This is a genomic window from Polaromonas sp., assembly GCF_030682935.1.
GTDB lineage: Bacteria > Pseudomonadota > Gammaproteobacteria > Burkholderiales > Burkholderiaceae_C > Polaromonas.
This window is the reverse complement of sequence record NZ_JAUXNA010000283.1, coordinates 1-20930: the sequence shown is the minus strand read 5'-3', so window position 1 is coordinate 20930 and position 20930 is coordinate 1. Positions and strand designations below refer to the sequence as shown.

Sequence of the window (20930 nt, the reverse complement as noted above, 5' to 3'; positions counted from 1 at the left end):
GACCAAAAAGCCGCATTGCGTGCTGCTGCTCGACGAAATCGAAAAAGCGCACCCTGACATCTTCAACGTGCTGCTGCAGGTCATGGACCATGGCACGCTGACGGATAACAACGGGCGCAAGGCCGATTTCCGCAACGTGATCATCGTCATGACGACCAATGCGGGCGCCGAGACGATGAACAAGGCAACGATTGGCTTTACCAACCCGCGCGAGGCTGGCGACGAAATGGCGGACATCAAACGCCTGTTCACGCCCGAGTTCCGTAACCGCCTTGATGCGGTGGTGAGTTTCAAGGCGCTGGACGAGACCGTCATCCTGCGCGTGGTCGACAATTTCCTGATGCAACTCGAGACGCAGCTGGCCGAGAAGAAAGTGGAGGTGACTTTCACCGACACGCTTCGCAAATACCTGGCCAAGAAGGGGTTTGATCCGCTCATGGGTGCCCGTCCGATGCAGCGCCTGATCCAGGACACGATTCGTCGTGCGCTGGCAGATGAGTTGCTGTTCGGACGCCTGATGGACGGCGGCCGCCTGACCGTGGACATGAAGGTGAGCACCGACGAAAAAGGCGTGGAAACGGGGGAAGTCCAGCTCGACATCCAGCCATTGCCCAAGAAAGAAGGCCGCTCCAAGCCCGAGGCGGAAGCCGCCGCCGCCAGCTGATCGTGCAGATTTTCTGAGCGCAGCCTGAAAAGGCTGAAAAGACCTGAAAGGCCGGTAGCATCACGTTATCGGCCTTTTCTTATGGTGCTATTAAATTTATAGCTGCTGTCGCCCGGAATGATTGGGCTAGAGGCTTATTTTGCTTGAAAAATACTGAAAACCACGCTATGGCTCCGCACACCTTTCTTTGGCATGACTACGAGACCTTTGGACTCAATACCCGCCGCGACCGGCCCTCGCAGTTTGCAGGCATCCGCACCGACGCCGAACTGAACGAAGTCGGTGAGCCGCTGATGCTGTACTGCCAGCCCGCCAACGACTACCTGCCCGACCCGGCGTCCTGCCTGATCACCGGCATCACGCCGCAGCATTGCCTGCAGCACGGCATTGCCGAGCACGCGTTTGCGATGCGGATCGAGCAGGTTCTGGGGCAGCCCGGCACCATAGGCGTGGGCTACAACACCATCCGCTTTGACGATGAAGTGACGCGGCACCTGTTTTGGCGCAACCTGATCGATCCGTATGCGCGCGAGTGGCAAAACGACTGCGGCCGCTGGGATTTGCTGGACGTGGTGCGCATGGCCTATGCGCTGCGCCCCGAGGGCATCGTCTGGCCGATCAAGCAGGACGGCCCCCACATCGGCAAGCCCAGCTTCAAGCTGGAAGACCTGGCGCGCGCCAACGGACTGCTGCATGAGGCGGCCCATGACGCCTTGTCGGACGTGCGCGCCACCATTGCGCTGGCGCGCCTGATTCGCACGGCGCAGCCCAAGCTGTTCGATTTTTGCCTGGGTCTGCACAAGAAAGACCGTGTGGCGGCCGAACTGGGCTTGCCCGCCAGCCGCCAGACGGCGCGGCCTTTTCTGCATGTGTCGGGCATGTTTCCGTCCGAGCGTGGCTGCCTGGCCGTGATGTGGCCGCTGGCGACGCATCCGACCAATAAAAACGAGCTGCTGGCCTGGGACCTGGCGCATGACCCGAGCGAGTTGCCGCTGCTCGATGTGGCCACGCTGCGCCTGCGCCTGTTCAGCAAGTCGGCTGATTTGCCTGAAGGGGTGATGCGCCTGCCGCTCAAGTCGGTTCACCTCAACAAATCACCGATGGTGGTGCGCAAGCTGCAAACCCTGAGCCCCGAGATGGCGACGAAGTGGGGTATCGACATGGAAGCCGCCCTGCGCCATGCCGAAATTGCGGCAGGCCTGCCCGATATGAGCGCCATCTGGCCCGAGGTGTTTCAGCGTCCCGCTGCTGCCACGCCCGATGTGGACGAAGACCTGTACGGGGGCTTCATTGGCAACACGGACCGCCGCCGCCTGAACCAGTTGCGCGCTCTGCCGCCTGCCGAACTGGCGCACAGCCGCATGGGCTTTGACGACGAGCGCCTGCAGGAGTTGCTGTTTCGTTATCGCGCGCGCAACTTCGCCGAAACGCTGACGCCCGAAGAAACCGAGCGCTGGGAAGCCCATCGCGCCGCGCGGCTGCTGGAAGGCGAGGGCGGTGCCCGCAACGTGGACGCGCTGTTTGCCGAGATCGACACCCTGCAGGAAACCGCCGACGAGCGGGGCGAGGCGATTTTGGGGGCCTTGTATGACTACGCCGAGGCGATTACACCGGAAGCCTGAAGGTGGCCCGATGAAAACGAAGGAACTATTTAATTGATAGCTGCTAACGCCCGTGCTGTATAGGCTGGAGGCCTAAAACGCTTAAATTTTTATCCATCAAGTTGAGCTTGCTGGATGCAAATGCGGAGCCGCTGCGCCCGGCCTGCCAGGGCGGGTATTTCTCCATGACTTGTTGAAACAGCGCGCTGGACTCCCAGCGCCTCAGCCATGCGCAAAGCCCGGGCCAGGGCTGGGCCGCAAACCAGTCCGGGTCGGTATGGGAAAACTGCCGCACAAAAGGCAGGATGGCCATATCGACCAGGCTGGCAGCGGAGCGGCACAGCCAGTCGTGGCGGCTGAGCAGGCGTTCCAGTTCCATCAGCCAGCATGCGGCGCTGCTGCGATGGAATTGGGCAAAGGCTTTGTCATCGCCCGCCTGTTCCCCGGCGTAACGGTTCGGGTATTTATAGCGGTCGAGGTCGCGTTTAAACGGGCCGTCGTTGGCGGCAATCAGCGCTTGCTGGGCTTCCTGACGGGCACTGTCGCCGGTGAGCCAGCCTTCGGGATCGTGCCGTTGCAGCGCCCACTGCATGATGTCCAGGCTTTGCTCCAGCACCTCACCGCCGGGCAGCACCAGCACCGGCACGGTGGCTTTGGGCGAGGCGGCCAACATCTCAGCAGGTTTGGCCCGCAGCACAATCTCCCGCAATTCGCAGTGCTGGCCGCTCACGGCCAGCGCCAGCCGCGCGCGCATGGCGTAGGGGCAGCGCCGGAAGGAATACAAGACCGGCAGGGCGGAATCGGGTGTCACGGCGGCTTCAGGCGCTGCCCGGTTGGCGCACGCCAATATGCGCCTGGTGGCGCGCTGCCGCCAGATCAACCTGGCGCTGGCGTTCGCGGTAACCCTCTTTTTGTTGTTCCGTGGTGTGGGCATGGCAGTGCGCGCAGCTCACGCCCAGTTCGTACAGCGGCGACGCCCGGTCTTGGGTGCTTAGCGGGTCGCGGCAGGAGCGGCACAGCGTGAAGTCACCGGCATGGAGGCCATGGCCCACTGATACGCGCTCGTCGAACACAAAACACTCGCCTTGCCAGGTGCTTTGGGCCTCGGGCACGGTTTCCAGGTATTTGAGGATGCCGCCTTCGAGGTGGTAGACCTCGTCAAATCCCTTGGCGCGTAAAAATGCCGTGGATTTTTCGCAGCGGATACCGCCGGTGCAGAACATGGCGACTTTGGGTTTTTGGCCATTGACCGTTGCGAGCTTGCCACCGTCAAGCATTTCGCGTTCTACCCAGTCAGGCAGTTCGGAAAAGCTGTGGGTCGCCGGATTGATGGCGCCTTGAAAGGTGCCGATGGAGACTTCGTAGTCGTTGCGCGTGTCGACCAGCACAACTGCGGGGTCTGCCAGCAACTGGTTCCAGTCTTGCGGTTTGACATACTGGCCCGCCATGAGCGCCGGGTGCACGTCCGGCACGCCCAAGGTGACGATTTCGCGTTTGAGGCGAACCTTCATTCGGTAAAAGGGCATCTGGGCGGCATGCGCTTCCTTGTGCGTCAGCGCTGCCAGGCGCGGGTCCTGGCGCAAAAAGGCCAGTACGGCATGGACGTCTGCGGATTGTCCGGCAATCGTGCCGTTGATGCCTTCAGACGCCAGCAGCAGGGTGCCTTTGACGCCGTGGGCTTCACAGCAGGCGAGCAGCGGCGCCTGGAGTTCGGCAAAGTCCGGCAGTTCAACAAAGTTATAGAGCGCGGCGGTCAAAAAATCATGCATGGTGGTGATTTGAGGAAAAAAGTGGCAAGTCCGGGGCCTGGTGGCGTGCATCGTAACGGGCTCGGTTGCAAGGTGCGAAGCAGATAGCTCGATTATCGGGCGGCTCGCTAGCTGTAGGTTGTTGCTGATAGACAATTTTGCTGCACTGCAACAAAATAGCCAGCCAGCCATTTAAAAAAGGAAAAATCCGCGCCTCCGCCCGCTACAGGCCCACGCGCGCATCCCTATGCTTTTTCCAACCTCCACTCCCTTGACACTATGGTCAAAAGTCTGACCGGCCTCTGGCTGAAGAACATCAGACGCATGGGCGAGGCGCAGCAAGCGCAGGGCCGCAAGCTCTTGACCAGCCTGATGCCCAAGCCCGCCCGCAGCGCGCCCGTGCGGCGAGCCAAAGTGGTCGGCGCGGCTCGCCTCAAAGTGGCAGCGCCGCGTCAAAAATCAGTGGCGGTGCCTGTCCGGCCGGTTTCCGCATTGCCAGGTGTCTTGCAAAAGTCGTATTTTCCCGTGCCGGCGGCCGGGCAATTGGCCCCGGCGCGGCGCATGCTGTACTGGCTGTACCTGCCCCCCAGCGCAGCGTCGAAACCTTGCCCGCTGGTGGTCATGCTGCATGGCTGCCAGCAGACGGCCCCTGACTTTGCCCAGTCAACGCGGATGAACCAGCTGGCCGAACGCAAGGGTTTTGCGGTGCTTTACCCGCAGCAGTCGGCCGCAGGGGACAGGCACCGCTGCTGGCACTGGTACAAGCGCGCCACGCAGCATGGTGGCGGCGACGTCGCGTTGATTGCCCAGATGATTGCGAAAGTTCAGGCCATGCACCGGCTTGATGCGTCGCGCACCTATGTGGCGGGCTTGTCGGCGGGGGCCGGGCTGGCCACCATCCTGGCCTTGCGCTACCCTGCGTTGATTGCGGCGGTGGGCGTGCATTCGGCGCCGGTCTTTGGCACGAGCGACTCGCCCATGAGCGCCTTTCGCGCCATGCAACACGGATCGGGTCGGGTACACCGTGAAACCGCAACTGCGTTTGCCCAGGCACAGCCGCAGTTCCCGGGCATGCCTGTCATCCTGATTCACGGTGCGCGCGATCCGGTGGTGCGGCACATCAACGCGGCGCAGCTGGCCGAACAATTCGTGATTATCAACGGGCCCGCCATCACCCGCACCGAGCCGGTCAGCCGCAGCTATGCGGCGCGCACGGGCGGACGCAGCCCCCGCCACGCCTACCAGACCGAGACCTACTATGCCGGCAGAACACCGCAGCTGCTGCGCTGCGAAATTAATGCACTGGGCCATGCCTGGAGCGGCGGAGATGGCAGCCTGGCCTTCACGACGCCGGAAGGCCCCGATGCGACGCGGATGATGTGGACTTTCTTTGCCCGGCATCGGCGCACACCAACCTCGCGGAACCCTTGAGCGCCTGTGGCATGGCGCCGTGCCTGGCACGAAGCGCGGTCCAAAAAATGCATAAAAAATGCCTGTAGCCCAATTGATACCGGCTTTATATGCTATTGTTTTTGTGGTAATTTGGGGGCTTTGCCGCTTGTTGCGAAGCGCGCCCGCAAGGCCTCGACGCGTGCCCGGTTGGTGCCCAGGTCACTGCGCCCGATCCGGCTGGCCGAGCGCACGTGAATGACGCCGGCCGATGCGTCCAGGTAGAACTCCACATCGTCGGTAAAGTTCAGCCAGCGCGTGCTGCATTGGGCATAAAGGTAGTCGGGCGCCTGGGTCACCAGCACGCAGCGCTCACTGGCCTGCAGCAGGGTGGCCAGCCGGCGCAGGGCGGCCTGGCCGTCGCCGGTGTAGGCAAAAGGCGCAATGTCGGCATAGCTGCGCTGCGGATGCCCGGCATAAAGCCCGGCCTGGCTGGACACGCTGTTGGGCGTCTGGGCCGGCGCTTTGAGGCGTGCCTCGCGCACGCCCAGCCCGTCCGGTGTTTGCCCGCTGAAAAGTCCCAGCTGGCCTGCGCCCACCACCAGGGCCGCCAGCGTCAGCGCCAGCAGCAGAAACGTTCCGATGCTTCTCATGCCTGTGCCCTGCTTAAATTGACAGCGGCACACGCATGTTCACTGGCGCTCACAGGTCAAACATCCGCTGCACCAGCCACCAGGCCGCCAGCAGCGCCACCAGCAAGGAGCCGAGCTTGAGCACGCCGACCCGGTAAAAGCCGGTGGCGCGCAGGCTGAACGCCACGGGCAGGAACACCGCGACGATGGCCAACTGGCCCAGTTCAACACCGACGTTAAAGCCCACCAGGGCCAGCACCAGCGCGTCCTGCGGCAGTCCCAGGTCGGCCAGCACCGACGCAAAACCAAAGCCGTGGATCAGTCCGAACGCAAACGCCATGACCCAGCGCCTGGCGTCAAACGTGCCGCGCAGGTTGTTCAACGCCGCCACCACCACCGACGCGGCAATCGCCGATTCGACGACGCGGGAGGGCAGGCTGATCACCTCCAGCGCCGCCAGGCTCAGCGTGATCGAATGGGCCAGCGTGAAGGCGGTGACGACCTTGAGCACCTCCTTGACGGCGCCCGCCAGATGGGGGGCAGCTTCCCATTGGCCATTTCGCCGCACCAGCACGGCGGGCAGCAGCAGGGCCAGCAGAAACAGGATGTGGTCATAGCCGATCCAGATGTGCCAGACGCCATCGACCATGTATTGCCGCAGCGTCTGCCAGGCGCCCGGCGGCTGCAGCGCCAGCGCTTGCCCGGCGGACTCGGTGCCAAAGATCAGGGCCTGGACCTTCTCGTTGCCCGGCGCAATCCATTGCACCAGGCCCCGGTGCGACGGATCGACATCGAACAGCAGCGAATACCGCGCGTCCAGCGCGCCAGACAGGCGGGTGCACTGCGCGGTGAGGCTGAGCACGGCATACGTGCCGTCGCTGTGCTTGTCGAGCATCAGGGGACTGGCTGTGGCCCAGGCGCAGGGTTGGTCGGCAGAAGACAAGGCCAGTCGGCTGGTGGCCAGCCGCGTGATGTCATTGCTGCGCTGCCGCACCTCGCCCCAACTGATCTCGCCATTGCTGTCGCGGTCCAGTTGCAGCACATAGTCCAGGTCGCGCAGCGCGATGTCCCAGCGCACGGCAATGTCGCTGCTGCCGGTGGCTGCGCGCAGCGTCAGGTAGCTGTCGCTGGGTTTGTGGGCCCAGGCCGGGGCCTGGAGCATCAACAGTGCCATCAGCAGCAAGAGCCGTCGCCAGTGCTTCATCGTGAGGCTCCTTGCGCGGCGAGTTGATTGGCCAGCTGGCTGAGCATCGGGTCCTGGTAGCCGCTGCTGCGCAACCAGTCGAGCGCGGCTTGGGCCGCCTTGGCCTGACCTGCGGCGAGGGCGGCACGCATCAGGATTTCGGCATCGCGGGGCTCTTTTTGAACCTCGTAGTTGCGGGCCGCAAGTTCCAGCGCCTTGGCCCCGTTGCGCTCCAGGTCCAGTTCAAAGCGCGCGGCTTCCTGCTCGTGCAGGCGGTCGCCGCGCTGTGCTGCGGCCTGGAAACGGTCGCGCAACTGTGCGGTCCATTCGCCGGTTCGTGCATCCCCCGTGGCGCGGCCCGCCAGGGCCAGGCGCAACAACAAGATATCCGACCGCTCCCAGCCCGCCAGAAGCGTCAGCACCTCGCCGGGGCGCTGCTGCGCCAACAGGAAGTCGGCATAAGCGCCCAGCAGGAATTGGTCGGTGATGCCAAGCGCGAGTGCATTTTTAAAGTGGCTTTCAGCGAGTGCATGGCGCTGCAGCCGCCAGGCCATTTCGGCCAGCCGGGTGTATTGCCACAACAGCAAGGGCGGCGCGGCCTGGGGTGCGGCCTTGACGGCATTGCCCAGGTCCTGGAACGCCGGCTGCAACTGGCCCTTCATGGACCGCGCATAAGCACTGCAGCCTGCACCCAGCAGCGGCTCGGCCAGGGGCGCCAACCGCTCGCACTCGGCCAGTGCTTCCGTGTAGCGAGCCTGCACCATAAAAATCGCTGCGCGCCAGGACAGCGCGGCAGGGGCGCGGGGATCAAGCTGGCTGGCTTTGGCCAGGCTGGTCAGCGCACCCTCAAAGTCATGGCTGAACTGCTGGATAAGTCCGCGCACCAGCCAGTAGTCGGCGTTGTCGCCAGGGTTCGCTGCCAGCGGCGCAATGGCGGCTGAGGCATAGCCCACAAAACGCGGGTCGCCCTGGGCCATGGCCAGGTCGAAGTAACGCTGGGCGATGTCCACGCGCAGCGCAGCGTCGCCGGGGCGGGCGGCCAGTTGCTTGCGCAGCGACTCGACGCGGCGCACCGACGGATCGCTGGCCAGCGGCAGGCGTTCCACCACGTCGCTGTCGCGGGCGGGCGTGAAAGGTGCCGCCTGCGCGGCAAGGGCCAAGGCCAACAGCAGCGCCACAACCAGCGGCGGCACAGCAAGGTAGCAGCGCATGCTTACTTGGTGCCGAAGATGCGGTCACCGGCGTCGCCCAGGCCGGGCAGGATGTAGCCGTGCTCGTTGAGTTGCCGGTCAATGGCGGCGGTGTAGATGGCGACATCCGGATGGGCTTTTTGCAGCGCGGCAATGCCTTCGGGGCAGGTCAGCAGGCAGACAAACTTGATGGATTTGGGCTTGAGTTTTTTCAGCCGGTCTATGGCGGCAATGGCCGAGTTGCCGGTAGCCAGCATGGGGTCGACGATCACGATGTCGCGCGCTTCCATTTCCTGCGGCATCTTGAAGTAATACTCGACAGGTTGAAGCGTTTCCGGGTCGCGGTACAGGCCCACATGGCCGACCCGGGCACCCGGCACCACGCTGAGCATGCCTTCAAGAATGCCGTTGCCGGCCCGCAAAATGGACACAAACACCAGTTTTTTGCCGTCAATTGTCTTGCCGGTCATGGTTTCCAGAGGCGTTTCGACTTCGATGTCCTGCAGCGGCATGTCGCGGGTGACCTCGTAGGCCATCAGGCTGCTCAGTTCATTGAGCAGGGTGCGAAAGGTGTTGGTGGAGGCGTCCTTGCGGCGCATCAGCGTGAGCTTGTGCTGCACCAGCGGGTGATCGATCAGGTGAACGTTGCTCATGAATGGATAAATTTCTATTCGTTTTGAATGGCTATTCACGGGGTGCGGCGCTTTCAGCGCTTCTTGCTGCCCAAAAGGCTGCCCAGCACGCCGCGGATGATCTCGCGTCCCACGGCGGAGCCCATGGTCCGCACGGCGGACTTGGCCATGCTTTGGGCCAAGCCGTCGTATTTGGCGCCGCGCGGGCCGGTGGTGCCAAACAGCATGTCATTCAGCCCACCCAGGATGCCGCCGGAGGCGGCCTGGCCCGCTGCACCGGGCTCTGGGGCCGCGGCATCGGCACGCGCCTTGAGTTTCTCGTAGGCCGATTCGCGGTCCACTTCTTTTTCGTAGACCCCGGCCACCAGCGAGTTCTGCAGCAAGGACTGGCGTTGCTGGGGCGTGATGGGCCCCAACTGGCTGCCGGGCGGCAGCACATACACCCGCTCGGTCATGCAGGGCCGGCCTTTGGCGTCCAGCAGGCTCACCAGGGCTTCGCCTACGGCGAGTTCGGTGATGGCCGTTTCAATGTCCAGCCCGGGCTTTTGCCGCATGGTCTGGGCCGTGGCCTTGACCGCCTTCTGGTCGCGCGGCGTGTAGGCGCGCAGGGCGTGCTGCACCCGGTTGCCCAGCTGGGCCAGCACCGAATCGGGAATGTCCAGCGGGTTCTGGGTGACGAAATAAACGCCCACGCCCTTGGAGCGCACCAGCCGCACCACCAGCTCAATCCGCTCGATCAGCGCCTTGGGCGCGTCGGTGAACAGCAAATGGGCCTCGTCAAAAAAGAACACCATCTTGGGCTTGTCGGGGTCGCCGATCTCGGGCAGTTGCTCGAACAGCTCGGACAGCATCCACAGCAAAAAGGTCGCATACAGACGCGGCGAATTCATCAGCTTGTCGGCCGTCAGGATGTTGACGACCCCGTGCCCGGCGCTGTCGGTCTGCATGAAGTCGCTGATGTTGAGCATGGGCTCGCCAAAGAACTGGTCGCCGCCCTGGGTTTCGATCTGCATCAGCCCGCGTTGAATGGCGCCCACGCTGGCGGCGCTGACGTTGCCGTATTCGGTGGTGAAATCGCTGGCGTTGTTGCCCACATGCTGCAGCATGGCGCGCAGGTCTTTCAGATCGAGCAGCAGCAGGCCCGAGTCATCGGCGATCTTGAACACCAGGTTGAGCACGCCCGCCTGGGTATCGTTGAGGTTGAGCATGCGGCCCAGCAGCAGCGGCCCCATGTCGGACACCGTGGCGCGCACCGGGTGCCCCTGCTCGCCAAACACGTCCCAGAGCGTGACCGGGCAGGCGAAAGGCTCGGGCGTTTCAATGCCGCGCTCTTTCAGGATGCCGAGCATTTTTTCGCCCATGCTGCCTGCCTGGCTGATGCCGGTCAGGTCGCCCTTGACGTCGGCCATGAACACCGGAACGCCAATTTTCGAGAAGTTTTCCGCCAGCGTCTGCAGCGTGACGGTCTTGCCGGTCCCCGTGGCGCCGGTGATCAGTCCATGGCGATTGGCCAGGCCGGGCAGCAGCGCGCACTGGGTTGAAACATTCCTGGCAATAAGCAGGGGAGGAACCGTGGATTCAGCCATGAAGATGTCTCGCAAGTGAAAAAGTAAAATGCAGCGAGTAGATTAAATCAATTAATCCATCGAATAAGGAATTGTGTCGTGGCTGGTCATAGTAAATGGGCGAATATTCAACACCGCAAGGGTCGTCAGGACGACAAGCGCGGCAAGATCTGGACGCGGGTGATCCGCGAAATCATGGTGGCTGCACGCTTGGGCGGCGGTGATCTGGATACCAATCCGCGCTTGCGGCTGGCCGTGGAAAAGGCCAAGGCGGCCAATATGCCGGCTGAAAACGTCAAGCGCAATATTGACAAGGCCACCGGCAACCTCGAAGGCGTGAGCTACGAGGAAGTCCGGTACGAAGGCTATGGCATTGGCGGCGCGGCGATTCTGGTGGACTGCATGACCGACAACAAGGTTCGCACTGTGGCCGAAGTGCGCCACGCGTTTTCCAAGCACGGCGGCAACATGGGCACCGAAGGCTCCGTGGTGTTCCAGTTCAAGCACTGCGGCCAGCTGATTTTTGCGCCTGGCACGAACGAAGACAAGGTCATGGAGGTGGCGCTGGAGGCGGGCGCCGATGACGTGATCACGCATGACGACGGCGCCATTGAAGTGCTGACGCCCTACGCGGATTTTGAAACCGTCAAAATCGCCCTGGAAGCCGCCGGACTCACGCCCGAGGTGGCCGAGGTCACGATGCGGGCCGACAACACGATTGAACTGACGGGTGACGACGCCCGCAAGATGCAAAAGCTGCTGGACGTGCTGGAAGACCTGGACGACACACAGGACGTCTTTCACAACGCCGAACTTTCCGAATAAAACGCCTTGAAGCAACAACATTGAGATCTCCAGCATGAAAGTTTTAGTGGTGGGTGGCGGTGGCCGTGAACACGCATTGGCCTGGAAGCTGGCCCAATCGCCCAAAGTACAGGCGGTTTATGTGGCGCCCGGAAATGGCGGCACGGCGCTTGATGCGCGGCTTGAAAATATCAATATCACCGATATTGACGCCCTGCAAGCCTGGGCCCTTGCAGAAAAGATAGCGCTGACGGTCGTGGGCCCGGAGCAGCCGCTGGCCGCCGGTATTGTGGACACGTTCCGCAAACAGGGCCTGCGGGTGTTTGGCCCGACCCAGGCCGCCGCGCAACTGGAGAGCTCCAAGGCTTTTTCCAAGGCCTTCATGGTGCGTCATCAAATTCCGACAGCCCACTACGCCACCTTTACCGATGCGGTGGCGGCACACGCCTACATCGACGAAAAAGGCGCGCCCATCGTCGTCAAGGCCGATGGCCTGGCGGCCGGCAAGGGCGTGGTGGTGGCGATGACGCTGCACGAAGCCCACGAAGCGATTGAGTTCATGCTGCCCAGCGGCCCCGAACACAACGTGCTGGGTGTCACCCACAATGAAGGCGGCGCGCGGGTGGTCATCGAGGAGTTTTTGCAGGGCGAAGAAGCCAGCTTTATCGTGATGTGCGATGGCAAAAATGTGGTGGCGATGGCCACCAGCCAGGACCACAAGCGCCTGCTTGATGGCGACCAGGGACCGAACACGGGTGGCATGGGGGCCTATTCACCCGCCCCCGTGGTGACGCCCGATGTGCATGCCCGTGCCATGCGCGAAATCATTTTGCCCACCATCAAGGGCATGGAAAAAGACGGCATTCCTTTTACCGGGTTTTTATATGCCGGCCTGATGATTGATGCCCAGGGCAAGCCCAAAACGCTGGAGTTCAATTGCCGCATGGGCGACCCTGAAACCCAGCCGATCATGATGCGTCTGAAAACGGACTTGTTTGACGTGATGATGGCCGCAACCTCTGGCGCGCTCGACCAGATCGAGCTGGAGTGGGACCGGCGCCCGGCGCTGGGCGTGGTGATGGCGGCGCACGGCTACCCGCTCAATCCCCGCAAGGGCGATGTCATTCGGGGTTTGCCCAAAAACGCCGAGGGCACCGAGGATGTCATGGTGTTCCATGCGGGCACGCAAAAGCAGGGCGATGAGACGGTCACATCCGGTGGCCGGGTGCTGTGTGTCACGGCGCTGGGTGACACGGTCAAGGCCGCGCAACACCTCGCTTACGACGTGGCGCAAGGCATCGTATTTGAAGGCGCGCAGTACCGCAAGGACATTGGATACCGGGCCATCAAGTCCTGAGAGGTCTGCACGCATGGCGGCGGCCTTCACTTCAAGCGTTCAGGCGCTTCTACCCATTGTTACCCACTGTTTCCGGATAGATGAGCATGATTGATTTATCGAGCGTCAGGACGTTTTTGCTGGGCCTGCAGACGCGCATCACCAGCGCGGTGTCAGCGCTGGACGGCCAGGCGTTTGTGGCCGACCACTGGCAAAAAGAACCGGGCGAGTTGCTGCAGGGAAGCGGCATCACCCAGATACTGGAACAAGGCCGGGTGTTTGAACGCGCAGGTTGCGGTTTTTCGCATGTGCGTGGCCCCCAGTTGCCGCCCTCGGCCACCCAGCACCGCCCCGAACTGGCGGGTGCTCCGTTTGAGGCCATGGGCGTTTCGCTGGTGTTTCACCCGCGCAACCCTTATGTGCCGACGGTCCACATGAATGTGCGCATGCTGGCGGCGACGCCAGTGGCAGGCACTGGCGAGCCGGTTTGCTGGTTTGGCGGCGGCATGGACCTGACGCCTTATTACGGCTTTGACGAAGACGCCGTGCATTTTCACCAGATTTGCAAAGATGCGCTGGCACCCTACGGCAGCGACAAATATCCGCGCTTCAAACAATGGTGCGACGAGTATTTTTACCTCAAGCACCGCCAGGAGCAGCGCGGTATAGGCGGGGTGTTTTTTGACGATTTCCAGGAACTCGGTATGGACAACAGCTTTTCCATGATGCAAAGCGTGGCGGATTCGTTCTTGCAGGCCTACCTTCCGATTGTTGAACGCCGGCAGGACACACCCTATGGCGAGCGCGAGCGCGACTTCCAGCTTTACCGGCGCGGCCGCTACGTGGAGTTCAACCTGGTGTGGGACCGAGGCACCCACTTTGGCCTGCAGTCGGGCGGGCGCACGGAGTCGATTCTGATGTCCATGCCGCCGCTGGCGAGCTGGGCCTACCGGCGCCAAGTCGAGGCGGGCTCCCCTGAAGAGCGTCTGTACAAAGAATTTCTGGTCAGACGGGATTGGGTTTGAGCGCAACACCCGTTCCAGGGGCCCGGCGCATTGGCGTATTTGGCGGCGCCTTTGACCCGCCGCACAACGCCCACATTGCGCTGGCGCAGGCTGCGCTGGGACAGTTCGGGCTGGACGTGTTGTACGTTGTTCCAACCGGGCAAGCCTGGCACAAAGCCCGGGCACTCAGCGCGCCGGTTCACCGGCTGGCCATGACCCGGCTGGCGTTTAAAGATTTGCCGCATGTCGTGGTGGATGAGCGCGAAATTCAACGCGCAGGCCCCACCTTCACGATTGACACTTTAGAGGCCTTGCAAGCTGAAAATCCGCAGGCTCAACTCTACCTGTTCATTGGGGCTGATCAGTTTTCCGCCTTCAGGCAATGGCACCGATGGCAGGACATTCTCGAAATTGCTATAATTTGTATAGCTGATCGCGCACAATCCGCGCTAGCTCAGACTCAATTTGATGCCTACGCAGGCGGTAACTACCGGTTTTTCAAGCTTGAACTGCCCCTGATGCCTGTCAGCGCCACCCGGATTCGCCAGTTAATGGCCTCGGGTAAGGCTTCGGCCGCGGCCATCGTCCAACTGGTCCCGGAGCCGGTTGCGCGTTATATTTCGCTTAACCAGCTGTACCGTCCCCATTAATTATTACCTCATTGAGAGCAAAACACTGCATGACCTCCAACACTGTCAAAACCACAAGCACCGAGGGCAAGAAAGATGTCCAGAAATTGCAGCGCGCCATCATTGACGGCCTGGAGGATGTCAAGGCGCAGGATATCCAGGTATTCGACACAGAACACATCACCTCACTTTTTGAGCGCGTGATCGTTGCCTCCGGAACCTCCAACCGCCAGACCAAGGCGCTTGCCGCCAGTGTGCGCGATTCAGTGCGCGATGCCGGCTTTGCCAAACCCCGCATTGAGGGCGAAAGCAATGGAGAGTGGATCATCGTTGACTGTGGCGCCGCCGTTGCGCACATCATGCAGCCGACCATTCGCCAGTACTACAACCTGGAAGAACTCTGGGGCGACAAACCCGTCAAGCTCAAACTGGGTGCGCCTGCACCGTTGGTGAAAGCAGCCAAGCCTGTTGCGAAGGAAGCGGCTGAACCAGTCGCCAAACGCAAGCCTGCCGCAAAATCTGCCACCAAAGCGGGGGCCAAAAAACCGGCAAAACCGGCAAAAGCCCCTCCCAAGGATCCCGCCTTGGTGCTTGCACACGTGACCGACTCCAGCTATGTCGGTCGGGTGGGTAAAACCAATGACTGGACCGCCAAACGGAATGCGACAGCGCCAGCCGCAGAGCCCGCCGTTAAAGTGGTCAAGGCCCGCGCCAAGGTGACGGCCAAGGCTGCGCCAGCAGAAAAATCAGCGGCACGCCCGGCGGCCAAAACCCCGGCAGCTAAAACCCCTTTGGTCAAAGTGCCTGCCGCTAAAAAGATGGTGGCCCGGAAAGTCGCGCTCAAAACTGCAGCCAAACCGGCCGCCAAGAAGCCAGCGGCCAAGAAAACGACACCCCGGAGCAAATGAGGCTGACGATCGTAGCCGTCGGCCAGAAGGTGCCTGACTGGGCGCAAACAGCTTATGACGACTACGCCAAACGCTTCCCGCCCGAGCTGAAAGTTGAGCTCAAGGCCGTTAAAACCGAGCCTCGCGCATCCAAAACCCTGGACAACCTGCTGGCTGCTGAACGCGGGCGCATTGAAGGCGCCATCAGCCGTGGCTGTCACGTGGTGGCGCTTGATGAGCGCGGCACGGCCGTCACGACGATGGCGCTTGCTGAACGGCTCAAGCGCTGGCAGTTGTCCGGTGACGACGTTGCCATTGTGATCGGTGGACCGGATGGGCTGGATGCGGGGTTCAAGCAGTCGGCGCACGAGCGTCTGCGTCTTTCAGACCTGACGCTGCCCCACGCCATGGTGCGCGTGCTGCTGATTGAGCAGCTCTACCGCGCGTGGAGCATCACCATCAACCACCCTTACCACCGCGAATAATTATGATCTCCTCGCTTGTCGCTTCGCGTACTGCGAGGCTTATCCTTGCGCTCGTCCGTGGCTGATTTTGTCTACCTCGCCTCCCAAAGTCCAAGGCGCCGGCAGTTGCTTGAGCAACTCGGCGTGCGGTATGAATTGCTGCTGCCCGATGCCGCTGAAGATGCCGAAGCCCTGGAGGCCGTGCTTAAAAACGAGGCGCCTGCGGCCTATGTCAAGCGGGTCACGGGCCTCAAACTGGATGCGGCCGTAGCGCGTCTGAAGCAGCGCCAACTTCCGCCAGCGCCCATTTTGTGCTCCGACACCACGGTGGCGCTGGGACGCGCCATTTACGGCAAGCCAGACGATGCCAGCGACGCTGCCCGTATGTTGCACGAGCTGGCCGGCCACACGCATCGCGTCTTGACAGCTGTGGCGGTGCAGCAAGGACTGCAACGCTTTGAGGCGCTCAGTACGTCACGGGTACGCTTTGATTCCATGACGACCGCTCAAATCCAGGCTTATGTCGCCACAGGCGAGCCTCTTGGCAAAGCAGGGGCCTACGCCATACAGGGCAGGGTTGCCATGCATATTGCCCAAATCAATGGCAGTTACAGTGGCATCATGGGTCTTCCGCTGCGGGAAACGGCGTTGCTGCTGCGTGCCGCACGCTTTCCAATTTAGCGCTTTACTTTTTTACTGCCCATGCAACAAGATATCCTGATTAACTGGTCGCCACAAGAAACCCGGGTGGCCGTGATTGAGCAAGGCGCGGTGCAGGAATTGCAGGTTGAACGCACGCTTGAGCGCGGCATTGTAGGCAATGTCTACCTGGGCAAGGTGGCACGGGTGCTGCCCGGCATGCAGTCAGCCTTCATAGACATTGGCCTGGACCGGGCTGCTTTTTTGCATGTCGCCGATCTGATGAGCAGCATCACCAGCCGCCACGCAGAAAACGGGGCACAGACGGCAGGCGCATTGGCGTCCTCAGGTGCTGCGCCACTTCAACCGATTGAAAAGCAGCTGTTTGAGGGGCAGGCCCTGATGGTGCAGGTGCTCAAAGATCCGCTGGGCAACAAGGGCGCGCGGCTGACCGCCCAGATCAGCATCGCCGGCCGTTTGCTGGTTTTTTTGCCGCAGGACAATCACATCGGAATATCGCAAAAAATACCTCCACGCCAGCGTGAGGAGTTGCGTCTGCGTGTGCAGGCACTGGCGGGCGAGGCCGGTGGTGGTTTCATTCTCCGGACCAACGGCGAAGACGCCCTGGATGCCGCACTGGAAGAAGACATCGCCTACCTTCGCAAAACCTGGTCACGTATCAAGGACGCCTCACTGCGCCTGCCGCCAGCCTCCGTGCTGCACCAGGACCTGAGCCTGCTGCAGCGCGTGCTGCGCGATGTGGTGGTGGAGAGCACGCAAACCATCCGGATAGATTCTCGTGAGCAGTTTGAAAAGCTGAAAACATTTGCCGCCGAGTTCATGCCCGCAACGGTGAACAGGCTTCAGCTTTACGGCGGCGAGCGGCCTATTTTTGACCTGTTCAACATTGACGAAGAAATTACCAAGGCGCTGGGCCGGCGGGTAGACCTCAAATCTGGCGGTTACCTGATCATTGACCAGGCGGAAGCCTTGACCGTGATCGACGTGAATACGGGTGGCTTTGTAGGGGCCCGGAATTTTGATGACACCATCTTCAAAACCAATCTGGAGGCGGCACAGGCCATTGCACGGCAGCTACGCCTGCGCAATCTTGGCGGCATCGTGATCGTCGATTTCATCGATATGAACAAGGAACACCACCAGGATGCGGTGTTGGCAGAGTTCCAGAAGCAGTTGGCGCGCGACCGGATCAAAACCGCAGTTAATGGATTTTCGGCACTGGGTTTACTGGAAATGACACGTAAACGCACCCGTGAATCCCTGGCCCACCAGTTGTGCGAACCGTGCAGTGCCTGTACGGGCAAAGGCGTGGTCAAAACAGCCCGAAGCGTGAGCTACGACATCCTGCGTGAGATTTTGCGCGAAGCACGGCAGTTTAATCCACGCGAATTCAGGGTGGTGGCATCGCCCCAAGTGATAGAGATTTTTCTGGATGAGGAAAGCCAACACCTGGCGAGTCTGAGCGCCTTTATTGGCAAACCCATCTCACTGCAGGCCGAAGCGGCTATGGTGCAGGAGCAGTATGATATTGTGCTGCTGTAATCGTTCCTGATTGAATATTTCATATTTCAGTGAAACTTCATACATTGGAGTGCGAATTCTGAATGGCCTGCCCCAACCCAACCTTGGATTACTAAATCAATCTTTTAAACAGATCGATATGTTTCTGTATTTCACGATCCAAGTGGAATTTTTTTTCTAATATTTCTGGCCCGGCGCGACCCAGCTGCTCACACAAGGCATTATCAGTAAGAAATTTTTCTAAAGTACGGGCTAATGAGCACGGGTTGGCAGGCTCAAATAGAAGTTCTGGGCTCACAGCACTGACCAGTTCCAACGCGCCACCTACATTTGAAGTTGCCACTGCAAGCTCCGCAGCCATTGCCTCGGCAATTGCATTACCGATTCCTTCACCGGGTGCAATAGTGGGTTGCACATACAAGTCAGCTTGTGCAAGAAGTTCTCTGGCATCTTTGCGGTATCCCAAACACAAGACTCGGTCTTTCAGTTTGGGAGACAGGGCTATTCGTTTTCGCGTTGATTCACTCACCTCGCCGATCCACATCAGTTTCCAGTCCTGAAACTGGAGGTGGTATTCAAGCGCATCCAATAGATACCCCATGCCTTTAATCGGTCGCTCGTTGGCTATGGTTGCGATGACCCTGGGGCTTGCAGTTGACCTGCTGCTGTGGTCACGCTTCGTGGCGGTTGGCACCAATGAAGAGTAGCCTTGGTAAATCGTAACAAATTTTCCTGGATGTGAAGGCCACAAGCGTCGGGCCTGTTGTTCAAGCCGATTTCGAATTGCATCGGACATGCAGATAACGGCATTCAGTGACGGATTCAGATAACTGAACCAGTCCTGTAAATACCAACAGCTAATACCGCCAACTGCACCTCTCGTACCAACAATCGGCACAGGAAGCTTTGCTTCGCGTTTTGCCTTCAATGCGACAGATAATGCCCTGCTCGTATAGCAGAGGCATATGTCTGGTCTATGCGTAACGATTATTTCAGCATACTGCTTGGCGGCTTTTTTGTCGAGGCGTCCTCGAAGAGGAACCTGAGCGATTATGCGCAGAGTGCTCTTCCATTTAGGAAATTTTTCAAGCTGCTGGGGGTCAACTACACATAGGATTTCGTGGCCGTGTTGACTCAGTCCGGAAAGTAGCTGCTCAGAGTAAAAATCGAGATCTTTCGTGAAAACTACAATTTTTAACATGACTCAGGTGCTACTTGATGATTCAGTGTCCAAGCTATCGTTGCCCGAATTATTCGCAGACTGCAGCATCCTTGAGTAGGGTCCCGGGCGGGATGTCAGTTCCTGGTGATTTCCGACTTCGAGGAACCGGCCTTTCTCCATCACTACAATTTTGTCCGCGTGTTCAATGGTAGACAGGCGATGAGCCACTATCAGGGTGGTTCGACCATGCATCAGACGTTGCAGTGCGGTCTTGACGGCCTGCTCGGAAGCAGAGTCCAGTGCCGAGGTGGCTTCATCAAGAATCAGTATGGGCGCATTTTTGTAGACGGCCCGTGCAATGGCGAGCCGCTGGCGTTGACCACCCGAGAGCTGGGTGGCGTTGTGTCCGACCATGGTATCCATGCCTTCGGGCAGGTTTGACAGGTAGTCGGACAGATTCGCCGCTTCGAGGGCTTTTGCCACACGGGTGCGATCCACTAAATGGCCTAGTGCTACGTTGGTTGCAATAGTTGCGTTGAGCATCACCACGTTCTGGTTGACATAGGCAATCTGTTGACGAAGGGCGTGAATGTTCCATTCACGAATATCCACGCCGTCGAGCAACACTTGGCCTGATGAGATGTCCATAAAGCGGGGCAATAAATTCACCAAGGTGGTTTTTCCAGAGCCCGAGGGTCCAACGATAGCGATGGTTTCTCCTGCCTTGATAGAGAGGCTGAACCGATTGATCGCAGGGACAGCGTCGGTCTTGTAGAGCACGCTGACGTTGGAAAACTCGATGTTTCCGGCTGCTCTGGGTTTTTCATAAGCCCCCCCCATCTCGTCTTGGGTCAGGTCCATCAGGTCCAGGCCGCGCTCGAGTGCCGCCAGTCCTCGAGTCACCGGTGTTGCGGCATCCGACAGGCTCTTGATGGGCGCAATCAATAGCAGCATGGCGGTCACGAAGGCCACAAAGCCGCCCACGGTGGTTGTGCTTTCGGTGCTCTGCAGCAAGGCAATCGAAATCACGGCAGAAAGCGCCACAGCCGCCAGTACTTGCGTGATGGCACTCATACCCGCATAGGCTGCGGTTGATTTCATTGAAAGGCGGCGCAGCGAATTGCTCAGGACGTCGAAGCGGTCGGCTTGGCTGGCTTGCGCATCATGCAAGCGGACATCACGGTAGGCCATGACGTTTTCTTCCACCACATAAGCCAAATTATCTGTGGCGCTCTGGCTCTCTTTAGTCAGCCTGTAAAGTCGCTTGGACAAAACCTGAATGACAAATCCAACGGCTGGAAATAAAAGCGCAACGATGAGGGTCAGCTTCCAGTTCAAATAAACCAGATACCCGATGAGCGCCAACAGTGTCAGCAGATCCCGCGCAAGCTTCATGATGGCGTTGATCAGCAGGGAAGATCCATTGAACACTTCATAAACCACGGTATTGGCAATGGCGCTGGAACTCTGGTCCACGAATAAATTTGGCCGGGCCGTCAAGAGCTTGCCAAACATCGCCTTGCGCAGCTTTAGCAAACCATCGTTGGTGACCTTTGCCAGGGCAAACTGCGCTAAAAATCCGGAGAGCCCCCGCAAGGTGAACAACAGCATCAGCGCAAACGGAACCAGCCAGAGGCTAAACGAGTCTTGCTGGAAGCCACGGTCCAGCAGCGGTTTTAGCAGGGCCGGTATGAAGGGCTCTGCGGCCGAAGCCGCGATGGTCGCGCCGATCGCAAGCGCCCAGCCCGTCCGTGAACCGCTGAAGTACGGCCAAACTCGCGATATCCTGCGCAGCAGGCTTGATTTTTCAGGTACGCCTGGTCGCTGGTTGATCACGTTGGTTTCTCGTGTGAAGGCAT

At 60.4% G+C, this 20930-nt stretch carries 20 protein-coding genes; 11 read left to right on the top strand and 9 right to left on the bottom strand.

Annotation, left to right across the window (positions count from 1 at the left end; genetic code table 11):
- Both Q8K05_RS13050 and sbcB read left to right on the top strand, forming a co-directional pair.
- The coding region (locus tag Q8K05_RS13050; protein ID WP_305247031.1) for an AAA family ATPase at positions 1–664 on the top strand (664 nt) is incomplete at its 5' end.
- A 167-nt stretch (positions 665–831) separates the two neighbouring features.
- The gene (gene sbcB, locus Q8K05_RS13045) at positions 832–2286 is read left to right on the top strand and encodes an exodeoxyribonuclease I (protein ID WP_305247030.1); all 1455 of its coding nucleotides are present in this window, start codon (positions 832–834) and stop codon (positions 2284–2286) included.
- 43 nt (positions 2287–2329) lie between these two features.
- Here sbcB and Q8K05_RS13040 read toward each other — a convergent pair whose 3' ends face one another.
- Together Q8K05_RS13040 and Q8K05_RS13035 are read right to left on the bottom strand one after the other, a co-directional pair.
- Positions 2330–3076, bottom strand: a complete 747-nt coding sequence (locus Q8K05_RS13040) for a glutathione S-transferase (RefSeq protein ID WP_370868846.1) — start codon at positions 3074–3076, stop codon at positions 2330–2332.
- A gap of 7 nt (positions 3077–3083) precedes the next feature.
- A complete protein-coding gene (locus Q8K05_RS13035; protein WP_305247029.1) occupies positions 3084–4034 on the bottom strand; it encodes a rhodanese-related sulfurtransferase in 951 nt (316 codons plus the stop codon).
- 258 nt (positions 4035–4292) lie between these two features.
- Between Q8K05_RS13035 and Q8K05_RS13030 the strand changes: the two genes are divergently transcribed.
- Positions 4293–5444, top strand: a complete 1152-nt coding sequence (locus tag Q8K05_RS13030) for a PHB depolymerase family esterase (protein ID WP_305247028.1) — start codon at positions 4293–4295, stop codon at positions 5442–5444.
- A gap of 92 nt (positions 5445–5536) precedes the next feature.
- Here the strand turns inward: Q8K05_RS13030 and Q8K05_RS13025 are convergent, their stop codons facing one another.
- The 5 genes from Q8K05_RS13025 to Q8K05_RS13005 are packed head-to-tail and all read right to left on the bottom strand — an operon-like array spanning position 5537 to position 10625.
- Positions 5537–6055: a DUF1499 domain-containing protein gene (locus Q8K05_RS13025; RefSeq protein ID WP_305247027.1), complete on the bottom strand. Its 519-nt coding sequence runs from the start codon at positions 6053–6055 to the stop codon at positions 5537–5539.
- 49 nt (positions 6056–6104) lie between these two features.
- Entirely contained in the window at positions 6105–7238 is a 1134-nt protein-coding gene (locus Q8K05_RS13020) for a HupE/UreJ family protein (RefSeq protein WP_305247026.1), read from the bottom strand.
- Positions 7235–8428 (bottom strand): tetratricopeptide repeat protein, encoded by a 1194-nt coding sequence (locus Q8K05_RS13015; RefSeq protein WP_305247025.1) that lies wholly within the window; start codon positions 8426–8428, stop codon positions 7235–7237. Before Q8K05_RS13015 ends, Q8K05_RS13020 begins: the two co-directional genes overlap by 4 nt.
- A gap of 2 nt (positions 8429–8430) precedes the next feature.
- Positions 8431–9060 (bottom strand): uracil phosphoribosyltransferase, encoded by a 630-nt coding sequence (gene upp / locus Q8K05_RS13010; protein ID WP_305247024.1) that lies wholly within the window; start codon positions 9058–9060, stop codon positions 8431–8433.
- Between the two features lie 53 nt (positions 9061–9113).
- Positions 9114–10625: a helicase HerA-like domain-containing protein gene (locus tag Q8K05_RS13005; protein ID WP_305247023.1), complete on the bottom strand. Its 1512-nt coding sequence runs from the start codon at positions 10623–10625 to the stop codon at positions 9114–9116.
- A 78-nt stretch (positions 10626–10703) separates the two neighbouring features.
- On the opposite strand from Q8K05_RS13005, the gene Q8K05_RS13000 reads away from it, so the two are divergent.
- The 8 genes from Q8K05_RS13000 (at position 10704) to rng (ending at position 17930) form a co-directional block, all read left to right on the top strand.
- Complete coding sequence (locus Q8K05_RS13000) at positions 10704–11429, top strand: YebC/PmpR family DNA-binding transcriptional regulator (RefSeq protein WP_305247022.1); 726 nt, start codon at positions 10704–10706, stop codon at positions 11427–11429.
- A 34-nt stretch (positions 11430–11463) separates the two neighbouring features.
- Entirely contained in the window at positions 11464–12765 is a 1302-nt protein-coding gene (purD, locus tag Q8K05_RS12995; RefSeq protein ID WP_305247021.1) for a phosphoribosylamine--glycine ligase, read from the top strand.
- Positions 12766–12845: 80 nt separating this feature from the next.
- Complete coding sequence (gene hemF / locus Q8K05_RS12990) at positions 12846–13769, top strand: oxygen-dependent coproporphyrinogen oxidase (protein ID WP_305247019.1); 924 nt, start codon at positions 12846–12848, stop codon at positions 13767–13769.
- On the top strand, positions 13760–14398 hold the full coding sequence (nadD, locus tag Q8K05_RS12985) for a nicotinate (nicotinamide) nucleotide adenylyltransferase (RefSeq protein WP_370868845.1): 639 nt from the start codon (positions 13760–13762) through the stop codon (positions 14396–14398). Before hemF ends, nadD begins: the two co-directional genes overlap by 10 nt.
- Positions 14399–14427: 29 nt before the next feature.
- Positions 14428–15285: a ribosome silencing factor gene (gene rsfS / locus Q8K05_RS12980; RefSeq protein WP_305247016.1), complete on the top strand. Its 858-nt coding sequence runs from the start codon at positions 14428–14430 to the stop codon at positions 15283–15285.
- Complete coding sequence (gene rlmH, locus Q8K05_RS12975) at positions 15282–15749, top strand: 23S rRNA (pseudouridine(1915)-N(3))-methyltransferase RlmH (RefSeq protein ID WP_305247015.1); 468 nt, start codon at positions 15282–15284, stop codon at positions 15747–15749. The genes rsfS and rlmH overlap by 4 nt, the downstream gene beginning before the upstream one ends.
- Before the next feature lie 57 nt (positions 15750–15806).
- Entirely contained in the window at positions 15807–16409 is a 603-nt protein-coding gene (locus tag Q8K05_RS12970; protein ID WP_305247014.1) for a nucleoside triphosphate pyrophosphatase, read from the top strand.
- 21 nt (positions 16410–16430) lie between these two features.
- On the top strand, positions 16431–17930 hold the full coding sequence (gene rng / locus Q8K05_RS12965) for a ribonuclease G (protein ID WP_305247012.1): 1500 nt from the start codon (positions 16431–16433) through the stop codon (positions 17928–17930).
- A 91-nt stretch (positions 17931–18021) separates the two neighbouring features.
- On the opposite strand, the gene Q8K05_RS12960 is transcribed toward rng, so the two are convergent.
- Positions 18022–19110 (bottom strand): glycosyltransferase family 4 protein, encoded by a 1089-nt coding sequence (locus Q8K05_RS12960; protein ID WP_305247011.1) that lies wholly within the window; start codon positions 19108–19110, stop codon positions 18022–18024.
- A gap of 3 nt (positions 19111–19113) precedes the next feature.
- Positions 19114–20907, bottom strand: coding sequence for a lipid A export permease/ATP-binding protein MsbA (gene msbA / locus Q8K05_RS12955; RefSeq protein WP_370868848.1), 1794 nt, complete (start codon positions 20905–20907; stop codon positions 19114–19116).
- Positions 20908–20930 lie beyond the last annotated feature (23 nt).